The sequence below is a fragment of the Planotetraspora sp. GP83 genome, from assembly GCF_041262585.1.
Classification (GTDB): Bacteria; Actinomycetota; Actinomycetes; order Streptosporangiales; family Streptosporangiaceae; genus JAOEGB01.
In genome coordinates this window covers 27,305-44,194 of the sequence record NZ_JBGCBZ010000003.1, presented here as the reverse complement: position 1 = coordinate 44,194, position 16,890 = coordinate 27,305, and the positions used below count along the sequence as shown (strand labels likewise).

The 16,890-nt window shown below is 67.8% G+C and carries 18 protein-coding genes, 1 pseudogene and 1 other annotated feature; of the genes and pseudogenes, 5 read left to right on the top strand and 14 right to left on the bottom strand.

Features of this window, described 5'->3' with window-relative positions; all coding sequences use genetic code 11:
• Positions 1-105 precede the first annotated feature (105 nt).
• A protein-coding gene (locus tag ABH927_RS04980; protein ID WP_370018480.1) for an IS3 family transposase occupies positions 106-1,319 on the top strand; the annotation gives its coding sequence in 2 pieces (ribosomal slippage) (positions 106-385 and positions 385-1,319; 1,215 coding nt in all).
• Positions 384-500 (top strand) — a sequence feature (AL1L pseudoknot). (Overlaps the previous gene by 117 nt.)
• Before the next feature lie 388 nt (positions 1,320-1,707).
• Here ABH927_RS04980 and ABH927_RS04975 read toward each other — a convergent pair.
• From ABH927_RS04975 to ABH927_RS04960, 4 genes are all read right to left on the bottom strand, one after another.
• Entirely contained in the window at positions 1,708-3,015 is a 1,308-nt protein-coding gene (locus ABH927_RS04975) for a hypothetical protein (protein WP_370018478.1), read from the bottom strand.
• Positions 3,005-3,907: a phosphotransferase enzyme family protein gene (locus ABH927_RS04970; protein WP_370018476.1), complete on the bottom strand. Its 903-nt coding sequence runs from the start codon at positions 3,905-3,907 to the stop codon at positions 3,005-3,007. The genes ABH927_RS04975 and ABH927_RS04970 overlap by 11 nt, the downstream gene beginning before the upstream one ends.
• A gap of 591 nt (positions 3,908-4,498) precedes the next feature.
• Positions 4,499-4,714, bottom strand: a complete 216-nt coding sequence (locus ABH927_RS04965) for a hypothetical protein (protein ID WP_370018474.1) — start codon at positions 4,712-4,714, stop codon at positions 4,499-4,501.
• Between the two features lie 47 nt (positions 4,715-4,761).
• On the bottom strand, positions 4,762-4,965 hold the full coding sequence (locus ABH927_RS04960; RefSeq protein ID WP_370018472.1) for a GNAT family N-acetyltransferase: 204 nt from the start codon (positions 4,963-4,965) through the stop codon (positions 4,762-4,764).
• 180 nt (positions 4,966-5,145) lie between these two features.
• Between ABH927_RS04960 and ABH927_RS04955 the strand changes: the two genes are divergently transcribed.
• Positions 5,146-5,985, top strand: a complete 840-nt coding sequence (locus ABH927_RS04955; protein WP_370018470.1) for an IS5 family transposase — start codon at positions 5,146-5,148, stop codon at positions 5,983-5,985.
• Between the two features lie 78 nt (positions 5,986-6,063).
• Here ABH927_RS04955 and ABH927_RS04950 read toward each other — a convergent pair whose 3' ends face one another.
• From ABH927_RS04950 to ABH927_RS04905, 10 genes and pseudogenes are all read right to left on the bottom strand, one after another.
• Positions 6,064-6,621 (bottom strand): hypothetical protein, encoded by a 558-nt coding sequence (locus ABH927_RS04950; protein ID WP_370018468.1) that lies wholly within the window; start codon positions 6,619-6,621, stop codon positions 6,064-6,066.
• 4 nt (positions 6,622-6,625) lie between these two features.
• Positions 6,626-7,612: a hypothetical protein gene (locus ABH927_RS04945; RefSeq protein ID WP_370018467.1), complete on the bottom strand. Its 987-nt coding sequence runs from the start codon at positions 7,610-7,612 to the stop codon at positions 6,626-6,628.
• A 6-nt stretch (positions 7,613-7,618) separates the two neighbouring features.
• A complete protein-coding gene (locus tag ABH927_RS04940) occupies positions 7,619-8,020 on the bottom strand; it encodes a hypothetical protein (protein ID WP_370018465.1) in 402 nt (133 codons plus the stop codon).
• An 18-nt stretch (positions 8,021-8,038) separates the two neighbouring features.
• Positions 8,039-8,431, bottom strand: coding sequence for a DUF4913 domain-containing protein (locus ABH927_RS04935; protein WP_370018463.1), 393 nt, complete (start codon positions 8,429-8,431; stop codon positions 8,039-8,041).
• Complete coding sequence (locus ABH927_RS04930) at positions 8,428-10,170, bottom strand: type IV secretory system conjugative DNA transfer family protein (protein WP_370018461.1); 1,743 nt, start codon at positions 10,168-10,170, stop codon at positions 8,428-8,430. The genes ABH927_RS04935 and ABH927_RS04930 overlap by 4 nt, the downstream gene beginning before the upstream one ends.
• Positions 10,167-11,372 carry a hypothetical protein gene (locus ABH927_RS04925; protein WP_370018459.1) on the bottom strand — a complete coding sequence of 402 codons (1,206 nt, stop codon included), beginning with the start codon at positions 11,370-11,372 and terminating at the stop codon, positions 10,167-10,169. Before ABH927_RS04925 ends, ABH927_RS04930 begins: the two co-directional genes overlap by 4 nt.
• 175 nt (positions 11,373-11,547) lie before the next feature.
• A pseudogene (locus tag ABH927_RS04920) lies at positions 11,548-12,992 on the bottom strand (SCO6880 family protein).
• Complete coding sequence (locus ABH927_RS04915; protein ID WP_370018457.1) at positions 12,989-14,110, bottom strand: hypothetical protein; 1,122 nt, start codon at positions 14,108-14,110, stop codon at positions 12,989-12,991. Before ABH927_RS04915 ends, ABH927_RS04920 begins: the two are co-directional and overlap by 4 nt.
• A 66-nt stretch (positions 14,111-14,176) precedes the next feature.
• The gene (locus tag ABH927_RS04910) at positions 14,177-14,794 is read right to left on the bottom strand and encodes a hypothetical protein (protein ID WP_370018455.1); all 618 of its coding nucleotides are present in this window, start codon (positions 14,792-14,794) and stop codon (positions 14,177-14,179) included.
• Positions 14,791-15,081, bottom strand: a complete 291-nt coding sequence (locus tag ABH927_RS04905; RefSeq protein WP_261587598.1) for a hypothetical protein — start codon at positions 15,079-15,081, stop codon at positions 14,791-14,793. Before ABH927_RS04905 ends, ABH927_RS04910 begins: the two co-directional genes overlap by 4 nt.
• A 193-nt stretch (positions 15,082-15,274) precedes the next feature.
• On the opposite strand from ABH927_RS04905, the gene ABH927_RS04900 reads away from it, so the two are divergent.
• From ABH927_RS04900 to ABH927_RS04890, 3 genes are read left to right on the top strand one after another with little or no spacing between them, the layout of a single operon-like run.
• Positions 15,275-15,550, top strand: a complete 276-nt coding sequence (locus ABH927_RS04900; RefSeq protein ID WP_370018453.1) for a helix-turn-helix domain-containing protein — start codon at positions 15,275-15,277, stop codon at positions 15,548-15,550.
• A 15-nt stretch (positions 15,551-15,565) separates the two neighbouring features.
• Positions 15,566-16,489: an NlpC/P60 family protein gene (locus tag ABH927_RS04895; protein WP_370018451.1), complete on the top strand. Its 924-nt coding sequence runs from the start codon at positions 15,566-15,568 to the stop codon at positions 16,487-16,489.
• A complete protein-coding gene (locus tag ABH927_RS04890; RefSeq protein WP_370018449.1) occupies positions 16,486-16,710 on the top strand; it encodes a helix-turn-helix domain-containing protein in 225 nt (74 codons plus the stop codon). Before ABH927_RS04895 ends, ABH927_RS04890 begins: the two co-directional genes overlap by 4 nt.
• The last annotated feature ends 180 nt before the right edge of the window (positions 16,711-16,890 follow it).

Genomic DNA, 16,890 nt, shown 5'->3' with positions numbered 1-16,890 from the left:
CGCACATGCCGCGAGTCGCGCCCCACTCATACGTGAACCGCTCCGGGTTTCATGGAGGCCCTGAAGCCAGCATGATCTTGCTGGCGGAAGGGAGAATGTCGCACGATGCCAGCCCCGAGGAAGTACCCCCAAGAGCTCCGCGAGCGCGCGGTGCGGATGGTGTTTGAGATCCGGCAGCAGACTGGGCAGGCTCCCGACGCGATCGCGCGGGTCGCCGACCAGCTCGGGGTCCACCGCGAGGCGCTACGTGGATGGGTTCGCCAGGTCGAGATTGACGACAAGCAGCGGCCCGGTACCTCGAGCGCGGACGCGCAGCGGATCGCTGAGCTGGAGCGGGAGGTCCGTGAGCTGCGGCGGGCCAACGAGATCCTCAAGGCCGCGGCCACTTTTTTCGCGAAGGAACTCGACCCGAGACCGCCCAGGTAGTCGCCTTCATCGACGTTCACCGGGATCGGTTCGGGGTCGAGCCGATCTGCGAGGTCCTGCAGGTGGCGACCTCTACCTATTACGCGGCCAAGACGCGCCCGCCCTCGGCGCGGGCGGTGCGTGATGAGGAGCTCAAGGCCGAGATCATCCGCGTCTGGAACGACAACTTCGAGGTGTACGGCGTGCGCAAGATGTGGAAGGAACTCACCCGCCAGGGAGTCACCGCGGCCCGTTGCACGGTCGCGCGGCTGATGGGACAACTCGGGCTGACCGGTGCGGTCCGCGGCGATCACAAGAAGCGGACCACGATCGTCGAGCCGCAGATGCCGCGGCCTGGCGATCTGGTCGAGCGCGACTTCACCGCCTCGGTGCCCAACCAGCTGTGGGTTGCCGACCTGACCTATATCCATACCTGGTCGGGGTTCGTCTACGCTGCGTTCGTCATCGACGTGTACTCGCGGATGATCGTTGGATGGCGGTTGGCCGACCACCTGCGCACCGATCTGCCCTTGGACGCGTTGGAGATGGCGATCTGGCGACGCGGCGGAACAGTGAACGGCCTGGTACACCACTCCGACCGGGGGTGTCAGTACTTGTCGATCCGCTACACCGAGCGTCTCGCCGACGCCGGCGCGGTCTGCTCGGTCGGCTCACGCGGCGACAGCTACGACAACGCTCTCGCCGAAAGCACCATCGGGCTGTACAAGACGGAGCTGATCCACCGACGAGGCCCCTGGAAGGGCCCGGACGATGTCGAGATCGCCACCATGGAATGGGTGGACTGGTACAACAACCAGCGGCTTCACAGCGCTTGCCAGGACCTTCCACCCGCCGAATTCGAAGCCCTCTACCGAACAGGGATCACCCCGGCTATCCTCGCCGGAGCCAACTAACCCGGCCTCCATCAAACTCGGCGCGGTTCAGTCCAGCCATGCCGGTAGATGGAGCCACACGCGCTTGTCCTACAGCAAGGGCCCCTACCGATTCGACCTGCTTCCCGTCGTCAAGCACGCACGGAGGGCCCGGGACCTGGAGACCGCGCAACACGCGGACGTACTGGCAGCATTCGCCGTTGGTCTCCGCAACCACGTTTCTCGCCGTAATCGGCTGACTTCCCGGCGGGTCGGCGCGTACGGTGCAGGCGTGAGGCGCTTCATCCGGCCTGGCGCTCTGTGCCGCCACTGCTGGCCGGCGAACGCGGTGTGGCTGCGCTACCGCCTGCGGTCTGTCGTGGCGGCTGTGGCCGCGCGCCTTCGCCTCTCCAAATAGACGGCCGGTGCATCAGTCGGCTGATTCGTGTGGCCAGCCGTTGCGCCGCATCGCGCGGCGTTGTTGCATGTACAGCGCGACCGACACCAGTGCCCCGATGAGCACGAGGATGACGGCGAGCAGGTACACCGCGAGGTAGTGGCTGTCGAACATGGACCAGTGGTTGTCCACCTCGCGGGCGTTGATGCCGAGAAACGCGAGTACGAGGCCCACCGGCACGGCGACGGTCGACACGAATCCGATCGCGACGGTCCAGCGCAGCCGCCGGTCCTCGTCGGCGCGTCTTTCGAGGCTTTCGATCGCCGTCAACTCGGCGGCGATGGCGCGCTCCAGCCGGCGCAGCATCCTGGCGACGGTCTCGGCCTTGTCCACCAGGCCCATCGCGGCGTACAGCGCTTCGTGGTAGCCCACCACGCGGAGCGAGGGGACGAGCAGTCCGAGGTCCGCCGTCGCCTCGACGCTGTAGCTGAGCTCAAGTTCCATGTCTCCGAGCTGGTCGCTCAGCCGTTCCAGGGTCTTGCGCCGGACCTGCGTGCCATGGTGTGTGCGCTCGCCACTCCGGAAGGTGGCCACCGCGGAATAGGCCGCAGTCCGGATCTCACGTAACCGTGCCGCACTCGCCACTCCTTGCACCGCCGACAGGAAGACGGTGTTTTCCACGTAGTCCTGCTGCCCGCAAAGGACGCTAACGTACGGCCCGACCGCGGCCACCGTGTCCGGGCGCCGGTTCAGCTCGGAGGGGTAGGTAATCGCGCTGAACTCCTTCCGATAGGGAAGGTCGCTGCGGTAGATCACGCGCTGGACGATGTCGTCGCATTTGGCCGCGGACAGCATGGGACCGAAGGCGATCTGGTGCCGCTCAGGAAGGAAGGCGCCATCCACGTCGAGCGTCTCGGCTGCCAGAGTCGTGATCGACTGGTCCCCGACCTTCACATCGAGGTAGTAGCAGTCCTCAAGCAGGTCGACGGTGCCCGCCATCTCGCAGCGGACGTCGAGGCTGAGCACGGACACGATCTGCCCGGAGGGGACCGCGAGGAGCCATAGCCGAGCGCCGGTCAGCGAGCGGGTATGGTCCCAGCGCCGGAAGGTGATCTGCTCGTGGTCGAGAACGATGCGGTCAATCACCTTCGGCAGTTGCTCGGCAGAGCTGGTGAAGTACTCCTCCAGCCGGCCCAGCCGCAGATGCTCGCCCGGCAGGGCCAGGTCTTTGTCCTGCGGGAGGTGCCACGGGGTCGCGTAGATGTTGGTCAGCCGCACGCAGTCGCGCTGCGCAGGCGGGTCGAAGAGTCGTTTGCTGTTGGCGCGCCGTCTAGAACGCATGCCAGACAACGTCGCGGTCTCCCTCGCGCAGGGACCTGACTCGGAGCGCGAACTCCTCGGCGATGCGGGGATCCTCGCCGACGTTCTGCATGAGCCAGGTCGTCATGGTCACTTCACGAACGTCCCGAAGAACCGTGTAGCCCGACCAGCTGCGCACGTCAAACCCGTAGGCATTCGAGAATGCCCGATATTGCTCCTCCGGCAGGCCGAAACGCTCACCGGAAACCGAAGTCGGAACCAGGTCCCACTCCCGCGGTCCGCGCGCCACGACCTCGAAGTCCAGCAGCACAACGCCTGCGTCGGCGCGGAGAAGGTTACCTACGTGCGCGTCCCCATGGATGGGGCCGTACGGCAGGACGAATTCCAGTTCGGCATACCGCTTGACCAGCTCACGGCATCGTGTACGGAGGAAGTCCCGGTCCTCATCGCGTACGGCTTTCGCCGCGTCAAGCCGAGGCTCCACCTGGTAGAGCGGGTTGAACTCCGGAAGCTCACAGGGCGCGTCGCCGGCGTTATGGAATTGGCGGAGCAGGTTCGCGAGGTCGGCTGGGCCCGGTGGGGGACCGGTGGGTGTGACCGCTTTCCAGAATGATACGGGATAGCCGTCGACGACGAGTGGCTGCGCGATCTCGTCATACGGCTCGACAGCGGGGACGCCCGATGCCCGCAACCAGGCCGCGACGCACAGCTCCTTCTCCGCGACCGGCAGTCGCTCAGGTCCGCGAGCGATCCGCAAGACGACGCGTTCGGACGCGAGCTGGTAGATGGCATTCTCACCTAGTCGCAGCAGCTCGGCCTCTGCCGGATCCAGCCCGGCCGTACGGCACGCGGTCGCCATGACGTCGGTGAGTACATCCGGGGTGAAGTCGGCGGCCATAAGATCAACCCTCACCCGGCATCCACGCGCCCGTCAAACCGCGACACGGCCGCTCTTCTAACCTTGGATCATGGACGTCATGCAAGGACAGCTCGTCAGGGAGGTGTTTCCCCAGCTTGCCGCCGAGCTGAGGCCGGCTGCTGCGCATCCGCAGGAAGAAGAAACTCGCCGCCTCCGTGAAGAGCCTGCGGTTCCACTCCTGGTGCGACTGCGGAGATCGCTTCTGCAAAAGCTTCTACACCGCTCCGCCGCCTGACGGCGCCTACGGGCCCGGCCACCGGATGATCGCGCTCACGCCCCGCCGTAGGATGCTCGCAGTGGATGTCATCGGAAAGCAGATCATGTACGTCGAGGTACTGGACCGCGGACGGCTCACTTGATTGGTGCGGCTGAGCTCGGCACCGGCCCCCTGTCACGGCGACCAACATCTTTTGCTGCTCCATCGGCAGCGCGGTCGAAGTGGGGATCTTTGGGTGATCTCAGCGCCACGCTGGCTGACTGCTTCGCCCGCCCACCGGTGTCGCAGGCCGGTCGGCCGCCGAACAGCGTCGACGCCACTGTCTTGCAGCACCTTCGGGTCTCTTCCTCCTTGATGTGGTTCGCCGGCTATTCGTTGTCGTGAAGGACCACGCCGCCCTCAGCGAGCTCCGACACGTGGGTGGCCTCCCACGAGCCCGGCCGTCCGGCGATCAGGGTGTAGCTGCCGTCCTCGCAATCGTCCGCGACCGTGGCCAGCACGTTGGCCAGCCAGCCGGGGAAGTCGCGCTCGGACTCAACGGCGCGCCGCAGCACGTGCACCGCCTCGCGGGTGTGGTCGCTCATTGATCGCTCTCCTTCATGTAAGGCCTCGACCGGCGCGAGGCGGTTTCTCAGACGTCGTTGTGGAGGCGGGCGCGCGGTGGCCAGCGGAGATGCATGTCGTGCCAGTCGTCGGCGTGGCGGCCCTCACCGCGTTTCGTGCCCTCCGCGGCGAAGCCTGCGTATTGCGCGACCAGGCAGGACGCGATGTTCGCCGTCGAGTGGCACAGCTCAACGCGGTATAGCCGGAGCGATTCGAAGGACCACGCAGTCATCGCGGGCAGCGCTCGCGCTGTCTCGCGATGACCGGCTGTCGTGGCGAGCTGGCTGAGCTCATCTGCGAGGACGCGCGACGGTCTGGAGGCGCCTACCGTCTCAGTGAGTGTTTGAGAAGGGTTGGTAACGGTCTCGGTATCTCGTCGCGGTGACGGCCGAGGAGTCGCGATCATGGCTTGGTGCCACGCGAGCGCCGTTACCCCTCCGATCTGACCGACGCGCAGTGGGCGCTGATCGAGCCGCTGCTCCCCGCGCCCAGCACGGGCGGTCGGCCGGAAAAGCACCCGCGCCGCGACCTCGTTGACGCGATCCTGTACGTGGTCCGCACCGGGTGCGCCTGGCGGCAGTTGCCGTTCGACTTCCCGCCCTGGCAGACCGTGTACTGGTACTTCGTCCGCTGGGAGGAAGCCACGGTCACCGAGCAGATGCTGGCCGTACTGCGGCGGCGGGTCCGGACGGCGCAGGGGCGGGCCGAGGAGCCGACCGCGGGGATCATCGACTCACAGAGCGTCAAGGGCGCCGACACCGTCGGCCGCGAGTCCCGCGGCTACGACGCCGGCAAGAAGATCAACGGGCGCAAACGGTTCATCGTCACCGACACCCTCGGGTTGCTGCTGGTCGTATGCGTGATGGCCGCCTCCGTCCAAGACCGCGACGGCGCGAAGACCACCCTCCTGGCCATGTACCTGGTCACGCCGGTCCGGTACGTGTTCGCCGACGCGGGGTTCGCCGGGATGCTGGTGGAGTGGACCCAGCGCGTCCTGCGCACCGTGCTACACATCGTCCGCAAGGCGCCCGGCCAGATCGGCTTCGCGGTGATCGAGCGGCGTTGGGTGGTCGAACGGTCGCTGGCCTGGCTGACCAGCCATCGCCGCCTGGCGCGCGACTATGAGCGTCACCCGGCCACCGCCGAGGCCATGATCCGCTGGGCGGCCATCAGCGGCATGGCGCGCCGCCTCACCCGGGGCGGCGCCGCTACACGCCAACAGCGGTACGTCATCGACAAGCCGACGAATTAGCCCTTCTCAAACACGTTCTCAGAGACCGTCGCTCCGTATAACAGCAGGGATGAGCATCCGTGACCGCAGGGTTATGGACTATGGCCTTCTCGAGGTTCTCTGGCTGGATCCGCTGAGCGAGCGCGGCGTCGTGGCGGCGGTGCTGTGCTGATCCGACGTTCGTCCGGGGTCCGCATCCAGAGCGCTGTCGAACATGGCGGCGATGGTGGCGGGATCCCGGCGGCGATCGAGTGTGGATATCGCCGCTGTGAAGTGCGGTCGATGGAGCGGAGTGGCGGTGTCCAGCGTTGCCTGATCCAGGTAGGAAAGCGCAGCGTTGGTGTGGCCGATTATCTCTCGATACGTGCTTAGGAGAGGTTGCACTGCGGGCGCCGCAGCAGGGGCGTACTTCGAAGCGGTAGTCGTAGGAGCAACCTCCAGAATTTTGTGGGTCTGGCTTGCGACCGTGATGTCAACCCTGTCGCGCTCTGCCAGCACGGCGAGAGCCTCCAAGGCGTGCCTAATTGAAAGCAGGATGTTCGGCATGTCCGCGGCGGTCGGGGCGAGTTCGGAAGGGGCTTTCATCGGCATCGCATTACGGAGCTTGAGCGTCCAAGCGGGATCCGTCGACCGCAGCCGCCCCATCCGGGCGACCATTTGATCAAGGTGCGGTGACGGTTAGAGGCTGCCGCTCTGTTGTCAGTCGCTTCCAGCCGCGCCGTACGGCCTGCCATCGCTGTGACACTCGATCAAGTCCTTCAGCTGATTTCCGTAGCTTTTGGCGGAGCAGAAGTTCGCTGGAGGGAAAGAGCTCAACATGGCGGCGGACGAGTAGCGTGACCACGTCGTAGGCGCAGTGGAGGATCACGGCGGCAGCGGCGGCGTTGCGCTCGCATTGTGTCGCGGACAGCGCACTCCAGCCTCGGGAAGGCGTCGCCCGTATCCCCTCGGCGTCCGCGATGATCCCGGTACAGATCTCTTCGACCGACGAGGTTGTACGAATCGGGGCCGGCGCTTGTGCTGCGCGTAGTGGCACCGCCGCCAGGGTCGCTGAGGCCCAAGGCGGGATCGGCCACCCGGCAGCGCCGCCGGAGTCGCGGAGGGTGGTGACGAGCCGCTCCAAGGCGACGGACGGTAGGTCTGCTCTTCGGAGCTCATTACGAGCGCGGTCCATGACGATGCCGAGGAGTTGGGCTTGACGTGCCACCTCATAGACCAGAGCACGTCGGACGTCTTGATGGTCTATGGCGTTTGCCCAATCGGAGCGCGGAGCGTAGTGAGTTTTGAGCAGGTCATGCCCTGTGCCCATTGCAAGTGCGGCAGCGGCCACGTGGGTCGGAACGGCGTCGCCGCCGTTACGGGATTGGCCGGCGACCTGCTGGCTAAGTCTGTGCAGAATCCGCTCCGCCTCCTGCAGTAGCACGCGCGGATCGTTCACCCGGTCCCATAGGAGAAGGTGTCCGCCATGGCTTCGAGCACCCCTGGGGGTGAGCTCATGAAGGTATCTGAGCATCACCTTCGTCATGCGCTGGGCTGGGTCGAGGGTGGCGATGGCGGCTCGTCCTGTTACTCCTCGCTCGGCGCAGTAGGCGGCGGTCTGCATGTGGTCTGACGCTTGCCGCAGGAAATCGCCGTAGACGGCATTCATAGGTGCTCACTCGCCCAGCAGCGTCTGGATTTGCGTACCGCACCGAGCGGCGGACAGCGCTGCTAGCCGAGCGTCCAAGTCGTCGTTGTCATGCGCCACGTCGACCAGCACCTCACGCAGCAGCGAACCCAGGCCGGCCATGGACTCAGCAAGTGAGAACGGGTCATCCGCATCCTCCGTGACCACGGGCACCTCGTACGGCGAGGTGGCTACAGGCCGCAGTGCTGAGAGGCCTTCAGAAGCGGCTTGCCCGGCATACACCCAAGCGGCGAACTCCTCGCGCGGGGCGCCCGACTCCATTACTCCTGCCGCCGCCTCGAGTACGGTGAATGCGTGGAGAGCGGTGCCCATGTCGCGTCGTGACTCCAGTGCCGCGTGCGCCTTGGACAGCTCATCGATCAGGGACAACAGGACCTCCATGAGTTTTCAGACATGACTATCGAGCCGCGGCTCATCTGAGGGGCTATCCGAACCGGGTTCTGTGGATGCTGTCCACCAGCCGGGTGGGGCGGGTTCGAGGACAGCAAGGTGGGGTTCGAGGTGCTCGTCCTCGCTGCACTGGTAGAAGGGGCCGCGAGGGCCGAGCAGGATCGGTAGCTGGTGGTCGAGGTGGTCGCGGTACCAGACGCCCATGCCGGTGCCGGGTTCCAGGCGCAGCGCTTCCCACGCGTGCCAGAGCGCGGTCAGTCGTGAGATCGCCTCGGCGTGCTTCCACCATTGGGCGCACCACCGGAACTCTCCACCGAGGGTGCGCCGGTACATCGGGACAGACCGCTCGGTCACCCATTCCTCGACGGTCGAGTAGACCGGCTCGGTCATCGTGCCGCCCCTTCCGCGATGAGGCGTTCGAGCCGGTCGCGGCAAGCCTGGATGCGGTCGGCGTCGCGGCTTTGGTACCAGGGAAGCAGGGAGATCAGGGCAGGTCGTCCACCCGTGGCCAGCAGCAGCGCGGTTCCCGGGGGCAAGGCGCGGATGGCGGCTGGTTCGAGGATGTCCTGGCGGCGCAGCGAGATCTGCTCTGAGGCACGTCCTTCGGCGTAGGTGACCGAGCGGACGGGGACGTCGTGCTGCCCGACGAGGGTGGCCAGGTCGCGCGCCAACCGAGGGGAGTCGACGCCCGCACCGATGACCTTGCGGGTAGCCGCGCCCCACATCGCGGCCATGCCCGCCTCGCCCCACACCGTCACGCCTTGCTCGTATGACTGGAGGATCGTCACCGGGACGATGCCGCGCGAGCCGAGGTGGCTGTAGAGCTCGGGCAGGTCGGCGATCCGGCAGATGTTGGCTGCCTCGTCCAAGGAGACGACCATCGGTGGGTCGAGCCGTCCGCCCATGCGTTCGGCGCGGCGTTCGGCGGCTCGCATCGCGGTGTCGGTGAGCGCGGCGATCAGTGGCGCGGCAGCCGAGCGTGACTTGGACAGCAGGTAGAGGGTGTCGTTTCCGCTGGCGAAGTCGTGTGGGTCGAAGACCGGCAGTGGCGACGGGGTGACCCAGGAGATGATCGCTTCGTCCCTCAGTGCCTTGGCTGCTGTTCGGGCGGTTTGGTAGATGCCGTCGCGTGTCTCGACCGCGCCGTTTTGCGCGCCGCGCAGAGAGGAGGCGAGCAGCGTGAATCCGGCGGCTTCCAGGAGTTCGACCGGTGTGGGTACGGCTGGGGTGTCGAGCCACTTGGCGACGTCGCGGAGGGTGCGGCCGGAGGCGGCGGCGGCGAGTAACAGAGCGCAGAGCAGGTCTTGGGCGGCGGGTCCCCACAGGTCACGCTTGTTGCCGTCGTCGACGGTGAGGACGAAGTGCCCGGCCAGGCGGTGGGCGTCTTCCACTGTGCTGAGGCCACGCAACGGGTCCCACCACCAGGCCTGCTGCTGGTAGGTGATGTGCTGCGGGTCGAACAGCCACACCGCGCCCTCGGCCGCTCGCAGTGAGGCGGTCGCCGCCCACAGGTCGGCCTTGTTCGAGGTCGCGATGACCGGTCCCGGAGCTGAGAGCACGTACGGAATGCTCAGGCAGGTCGTCTTGCCGGACCTGGGGGCCATGAAGGCGACGATGGTGTCCTCCCAGGAGGCGTACAGCGTGGGGCCGTTACGCATCAGATCGCCAAGCGCCAGCCCGATATCGCACGGTGCCACCGGCCCGGTCAAGGAAGCGCGCAGCTCGCGGGCCTTTTTCTCCGCGGCGTCCGGCTTGAGTACGGCCAGCCCCGGGTTGTCCGCGAGTGCGGCCACCGGATCCACCGGATCGGGCAGCCGCCCGACGATGAACCACCATGCCCCCACGCCGGCGATGAGCGCCGTAGTAATAAGGAGCGCGGCCACCACCACGACGACGGCGGGTGTGGGGGTGTCGGGCCAGGCGGCAGCCGTACGGCCCTCGAACACCTCCAGCGCGAAGCCGGTGCCGAACTCGCTCACCCGCCCACCGAACAGGCCGGCCGCGATCCGAGCGGAGATCCAGATCAGGCCGAAGAACGCGACGACGCCCCACCCAGCCAGCAGCAGCACCCATCCGCCGATCGCGCCGTGTGGGGTGAAGCCGGCTCGTGGTCCCACGGCCCTGGTCACTGGGCGCTCCGCCGGATCGCCTGGTCGGTGTCGTAGAGCTCGTGCTCGGCCCCGACGAGCGCGAGCTCGACGGGGATGCCGAGGCGGTCGCCGGTCTTGATGAGGTACTTTCCCCGTCCCGGATGCCGGGTGCCCGGCTGCCAGGAGTCCGGTGCGGACCAGGACGCGACCAGCTCCTGTTCGGGGCCGGTCAGGCGGGTGATCTCACTGACGCGGGCCAGCTCGCGCGGCGGCAGCCCGGCGAGCACGGTGATGGCGCTGCGGTCGATGAAACCGCGCGCCTTGGCCCGGTCCTCCTCAGTAGGAAGCGCTTCCAGGTCGCCGAGCGAGTGGGTGATCATGATGGAGGCCATGCCCTTGGCGCGGTTGAGCCGGGTCAGGCTGTCGGCGTACTCGACCAGGCCGGGTGCCCCGCGCAGCGCCCGCCACAGCTCGTCCATCACCGCGAGATAGGAGCGCCCGGTCGTGCCGTCGACCATGGCGAAGCCGTACGCCCAGGTGCACAGCATCGCGGCGGTCAGCAGCTTGTCGCCGGCCGCGCCCACCTGGGAGATGTCGACCGAGACGGCCGGCGCGGTCAGATCGATGGGCCGGGTGGTCGGGCCGTCGAAGACACCGGCGAGCGAGCCGGTGCACAGCAGGTCGAGGGTGAAGACGAGGTCGCTGACCCGCTCGCGATACCGTTCCGGGTGGTCGGTCCGTGCGGCCGACCGCAGCGCTTCGGGGCCTTCTTCCAGTACGGCGAGCACATCGGGCACGGTCGGCTCCGCGAGACGTTCGTCCAGCAGGTCGACGGCACGGCCGAGGATCACCTCTTCGGCGTTGCCGATCGGCGCCTCACGGATCAGCGTGCACAGCGCCATCAGCAAGGACAGCCTGCGTCCTCGCATCTCCCAGCGCATCCGCTCAGCCTCGGCACCCTGAAGGGTGCGTACGGCAGTGCCGAGCGGACCGGCGTCCAACGGGTTGATCCGGTCCAGGCCCCGGCCGACGCGAATGACCTGCCCGCCGACGTGCTCCACGAGCATCGTGTAGTCGGGCTTGGTGTCGCCAAGGATGAGCGCGGTTGAGCCGAAGGCGATGGCGCCGGTGATGAGGCGCTTGACCAGCGTGGACTTGCCGGTCCCCGGCTGGCCGAGGACGAAGACCCCGGGGTTGGTGACCAGCCCGGCGCGCAGCCAGGCCAGCGGGTCAAGGCACACGACCTCCCCAAACAGTTGGTGGCGGCCGATCGGCGTTCCGACGGCGGGGGAGCCGGACCCGCCACGAACGGGAATAGGCCGCATACCTGCGCCGTGGTGGCCTGGAACTCCGCGCCGGCCTCGACGTGTACGGCGCGCCCGCCATACGGCTCGGGCCAGCCGCGCGCTGGGGTCTTCACCAGGACCCCCTGGTCAGCTCGGCGGGGCACACGCCACAGGGCAGCGTGGTGGCGAACCCGGCGGACTGGCTGCCCCACAGCCGTCGTAGCCGGATGCGGGAGGCTTCCGCGGCGGCCTCGGTGACCGCGACCGCACGAGCCAGGTCGTCTTGGTGGGTCACCGTGCTGGTGACGTAAAGCGTCACGAGCGTGACCCCGGCGCCGGTGGCCTCTTCGGCTGCGGCTTGCCGGGCACGAGCCTGGTCATAGGCGTCGCGAGCGGTTTCGTCCCGTCCGGTGCGGTGGCGGTAGTGCTCCCGGAACGCGGCGGCGTTGACCTCGTCCTCGAGCACCCGGATGGCCTCAGCGGCGGGCAGCGGCCGGTACTGCAGGCTGACCCGCTTCGAGTATGGGCCGGGGGCGACCAGACGGCTGAGCACGTCGGCGGGGACATTCTGGCGCGGCGCCTCGTGCCAGGCCCAGCTCACACTGATCCCGCTGTCGTGCCGGTAGCGGGGTGCTCCTCCGCGCCGATCGGGCCGGCGTCCGCCCAGGTCAGGTCATCGGCTCGGACCGTGTCCACGCGGGCGCAGGGGTCGAACGCCGCGCGGACGATCCCGGCCAGCTCGCTCGCGGTCGCCCTACCGGTGACGGTGACCCCGCACGAGCCGAGCGCGGAGGCCAACGCTTCCATGGTGCTGCTCAGCTCGCCGATCGCGGTGCTCATGTCGCCTTGGCCGGCGGGGGAGCGGGCGGGGTCGAAGGTCACGCTGACGTAGGTGTCCACGCGGGCGGCCGTCCGCGGAGCCGTACTGACGAGTTGCCGAATGAGCAGGGCTGCCGCTTCAGGGGCGTCGGGGGACAGGCCGCGGCCGATGGTGTCGGCGAGGGCGGAGCCGGGCTCGGGGGCGGTGTCGACGGTGACGGTGACCCAGCGGACGGCCGGCATGTGCCCGAGCGAGGCCAGCCAGGCGCCCCAGTTGGCCACCCACATGTCGGCGTCGGAGCGCTCGGCGAGCCAGGTGGAGGCCGGCGAGACCTTCAGCGTCGCGGTGAACAGTCCGGCGCGGCGGTCCCACACGATCCCGTACGGCCGGCCGAAGACGTCCTCAGCCGACAGCAGCCGGGTCGTGGCCAGCACGCCAGGGAGCTGGAAGGCGCGCGGATGGGCGACGACCACTCCGGCCCGGTAGCAGGTGTGGCCACGCGCCTTGCCGTACGACCAGCGGATCCGACGAGTGACGAGGTGAGCGACGGGGACGCCGCTCACCCGGATCAGCACCAGCGCCCCGGCCAGGGCGGCGGGCGGACCGGTGTAGAGCACCGCACGGGCGTCGATCGAGGCCGCCAAAACCAGGGCGGTGAGCGCACCCAGCGCGACGAACGTCCCGGTCGTGCCCAGGCCGAGCAGGCCGAGACCGCGCCGCCTGCGCCAGCCCCCGTAGGTGCGCGCCTCCGTCATCGCTGGTGGTCCTCTCGCATCGAGTTCGCCGCCGTCTTCGCCCCCGAGGCCAGGCCACCGGCCACGGTCGCCGCCGCTGCTCCTGCCGGTCCTGCTGCTGCGGCGCCCGCTTTGGTGCTTGCCGCTGTTGACCCCGTATTCACCGTCGTCGCCGAGGAGGCGCCTGGTGGAGGAGCTGAGGAGCCGCCGCCCGACGCTTGCCCGCCGCCCAGCTGAGACGACATGAAACCCGCATGGCTGCGCGCATCTCCAGCGGAGGAGGACGAACCCGAGCTGCGGAACGCGCTGAAGGCCACCGCCCCGGCCACGCTCGCGCCGAGGATGCCTCCGCCGCCGCTGCCGGCTGCTGCGAGGGAGCCCGTCGTCCAGGTGAAGAACTTCATCAGGACCGGGAGGGCGATCAGTGACAGGAGGATCATCGCGAAGCCCATGAGGGCCGTCCTCGGATCTTTGCCCTTGCCGATCATCGTGAAGGTCGTCGCGTAGACGGCTGCGGCGGCGGGCTTGTAGAAGACCAGCGCGAGCATCCAGCCAGTCAGCTTACGAAACCACGGCTTGGTCAGCGTGGTCATCGAGCCGGCGGCGGCCAGGGGAAGCATGCCGGACAGGATGACGAGCGCCGCCTCGCGAAACAGCATGAGCGTGGCCTGGATCGCGCCGACCAGGATCGCGATGATGCCCAGGACGATCACGACCCCGGGCGCCGCCGCACCCAAGCCGAGCACCGCCGTCAGCCGTTTCCCGAAGTCGCCCTGAGCGGCGGCGTTGAGGACCCAACTGGACCAGGCGTCACCGGCCTTGACGAGCATGGACGCGGTCAGGACCCCGATGGTTGAGGTCGCCGCAATCACGACCAGGCCCGATCCGACGTCGACCAGCGGACTTCCCTCGCGGGTCAGCGCCATCCGGCCACCAGCGCTGATCACACCCAGTACGGCGACTGCCACCGCGATCGGCAGCGTCCACTGGCGCAGGTGGTCCACAGCCGACTCATTGGCCAGATCCGTTGAGGGAATCTTCAGCCACCAGGACACCGTGTTGCCGACCACCCAGGCGACGCCGTCCTGTATGGCCTTGGCGATTTCGTCGAGTACGCCGTTGGTGGCACCCGCGGCCACCTTCCCCATGACGTATTCAGTGATTGAGCACGTTGGGGATAGCAAGTTTTCGCACGACATGGCTGTTCACCCCTCGAAGGGGGTGTAGCCGCCGAGGGATTTGAGCGGGGTCGCCATCTTGCCCCAGTCGCCATCCAGCGGAGCCACCACGCGCCAGTCACCGTCCTGCCAGACGACCTGGATGCGGGTGGTGGCGCGCACGGTGGTTCCGCGCGGGTCAGGACCGGCGCTGACGATATCCACGGTGGCGGCGTCAGATGTGTAGGACTCCCACCGGTAGGCCTCCTCGTCTACGAATGCCTTGCCGAGCGGGCTGCCCTGGGGGAGTCCGGCTTCCTGCCTGCGCTCCTCGTAGTTGGTCCGTGTCTGCTCCAGCAGTCGGTCGGCATCCGGGCCGGTCACCTGCTCGGTGATGGTGGGCTCGAATACGGCCGGCCCCCACTGGGAGTTCGCCCGTATACCGATGTGGAGCGCGGCGAGCAGTGCGCCTTGTTGAGTGTGGGAGAAGCCTTGGGCTAGATCGTGGGCGAGCACGCGCGGGCCGTCGATGTCCGACAGCGGCAGCCGTACTCCGTGGTAGTCCTGCCAGGTGATATGTGGCTGGCGGGGTGACGGTGTCGGCGTCTGTGACGTGCCGCAGGCGCAGGCCGCGAGCAGTATCAGTACGAGGATTGGTGCTTTCATCGCAGGAACATTCCGACGATGCCGGACGCCGTCGCGGCGAGGCTGAGCCCGCCGAGCACCCAGGGGATGCCGGAGGCGCCGTCGGCGGCGAAGGAGGAGCGGTTCTTGCGGCCGATAGCCATCTGCGCGCCGCAGATGAGCAGGCCCGCGACCCCTGCGACGATCACTGCCCACTTGCCCCAGCCGAGGATCGTCGTGATCGGTTTGTCGAGCCCTGGTGGTGCGATCGGCTTCGGGTTCGGCACCGGCCCCATCTGAAGCATGTCGACAGCTGCGCTGACCAGCATGGATTGCCCTCCCTTTGCTGATGTCGTATCGATGGATTGTCGCAGTGAGTAGCGTGCTCGTCACGCTACGTGGGTACCTTCCAGAGCGCAAGCAGCCTCAAACGGCTGCATCCGACTTCAGGCATTCACAAGACGTGCTGTCGCAGTCGCGTGGGGGAAACTAAACGGTGACCGCCGACCACAAGGAGTGACGATGACCGAGCCGCTTGGCCGTGATCCGGACGTGCTGACCACGAAGGAGCTGGCCGCCAAGCTCGGGCTGTCGGCCCAGACCGTCCGCCGCATGGCCAACGCCGGGCAGATCCCGGCGCTGCGGACCGGCAAGGACTACCGGTACTCCTGGAACGCGGTCCTCGACGTGCTACGACAGCCCCATCCGATAACGGGGGGCAGTGAGAATGAGGAGAACAGGCCGGGCGCCGGACGGCTGGCGACCCGGCTGGCCAAAGAGCGCGCACGGGAGCTGTGACCTCGGCCGGTCCCGGTGACTGGGCGGCTGCTTGCGGTGGCCGCATGCCTGGTCATCGCGGTGCCGCTCGGGCTGGTTCTCGCGTGCTCGGTGTTGAGTGGCTCGGCTAGTTGCGGCCAGGGCCAGGCGGGTGACATCCCGCCGGACTACCTGCGGCTATATCAGCAGGCGGGACAGACGTACGGCATCCCCTGGCAGGTGCTCGCCGGCATCGGCAAGGCCGAGAGTGACCACGGCCGCGGTGTTGCAGTCGGGATTCGTTATGGTGCGAACCATGCGGGCGCGATGGGGCCGATGCAGTTCCTCGGCTCGACCTGGACGACGTACGGCGTAGACGGGAACGGCGACGGGCGAACGGACGCCTACGACTCGGCCGACGCGATCCCATCGGCGGCGAAGTACCTCAAGGCGAGCGGCGCACCGGGCGATTTGTACCGGGCGATCTGGCGCTATAACCACACCGACTGGTACGTGCGCCGTGTGCTCGGTTACGCCCGCGAATACTCCGACTCTCCGCAGTCGGTGGGGGAGGAGTTCTGCTCGTCCCCCGTCGAGTCCAGCGCCGTCGCTGGGCGAGTGGTTACCTATGCGCGCATGCAGCTCGGCAAGCCGTACGCCTGGGGTGCCGAAGGGCCTGGCTCCTTCGACTGCTCCGGGCTGACCATGCGCGCCTACCAGTACGCCGGGATCCTGCTGCCCCGCGTCGCTGCAGACCAATGGCGCCAGGGGCCGGCTGTCGGTCGCGGCCAGGAGCAACCCGGTGACCTGGTCTTCATGCACCCAGGAGTCGGCGGCCCGGGGCACGTCGGGGTAGTCGTCAGCCCCGGTCAGATGATCCACGCACCGCGCACGGGAGACGTCGTGCGCTACGCGTCCTATTCCACTCGTTCTGACGTGGTCGGTTTCACCCGGCCAGCACTCTCGTGGGAGAAGAGATGAAGGTCCTCACCTTGGCCGAGCTGCAGCAGCTCCCGGCCACCGTCGGCTTGCTCACCGCCGCCCGGGCCCTCGGCCTCGGCCGAACCAAGGCGTACGAGTTGGCGAAGAAGGGCGAGTTCCCCTGCCGCATCATCCGCGTCGGCGTCGCCTACCTCGTCCCAACAGCCGAACTGCTCAAGCTCCTCGGCGTCGACCTCCCAGCATCCAACAGGCATGCGTAGCCCCAAGGACTTGAGTGACTCGAGACGTCGGAACGATGCGCCTTGGCAAAGGTACGAATGGGATCCGGGGACCCTGCAACCTCTTGCTAGCGTCTGGCCTGAGGGAGCCTGAACCGCTTTGAGTCGGATGGAGACTCCACCGATTCGGAGCGGTTCAGACTGCTGGGCGTAGCTAGTGCC

Bases quoted from the DNA above. Each gene is read 5' to 3' on its own strand.
- ABH927_RS04975 (WP_370018478.1), bottom strand. From the start codon at position 3,015: ATGCGTTCTAGACGGCGCGCCAACAGCAAACGACTCTTCGACCCGCCT.
- ABH927_RS04965 (WP_370018474.1), bottom strand. From the start codon at position 4,714: ATGAGCGACCACACCCGCGAGGCGGTGCACGTGCTGCGGCGCGCCGTT.
- ABH927_RS04960 (WP_370018472.1), bottom strand. From the start codon at position 4,965: ATGACTGCGTGGTCCTTCGAATCGCTCCGGCTATACCGCGTTGAGCTG.
- ABH927_RS04950 (WP_370018468.1), bottom strand. From the start codon at position 6,621: ATGGTCGCCCGGATGGGGCGGCTGCGGTCGACGGATCCCGCTTGGACG.
- ABH927_RS04945 (WP_370018467.1), bottom strand. From the start codon at position 7,612: ATGAATGCCGTCTACGGCGATTTCCTGCGGCAAGCGTCAGACCACATG.
- ABH927_RS04935 (WP_370018463.1), bottom strand. From the start codon at position 8,431: ATGACCGAGCCGGTCTACTCGACCGTCGAGGAATGGGTGACCGAGCGG.
- ABH927_RS04910 (WP_370018455.1), bottom strand. From the start codon at position 14,794: ATGAAAGCACCAATCCTCGTACTGATACTGCTCGCGGCCTGCGCCTGC.
- ABH927_RS04905 (WP_261587598.1), bottom strand. From the start codon at position 15,081: ATGCTGGTCAGCGCAGCTGTCGACATGCTTCAGATGGGGCCGGTGCCG.
- ABH927_RS04900 (WP_370018453.1), top strand. From the start codon at position 15,275: ATGACCGAGCCGCTTGGCCGTGATCCGGACGTGCTGACCACGAAGGAG.
- ABH927_RS04890 (WP_370018449.1), top strand. From the start codon at position 16,486: ATGAAGGTCCTCACCTTGGCCGAGCTGCAGCAGCTCCCGGCCACCGTC.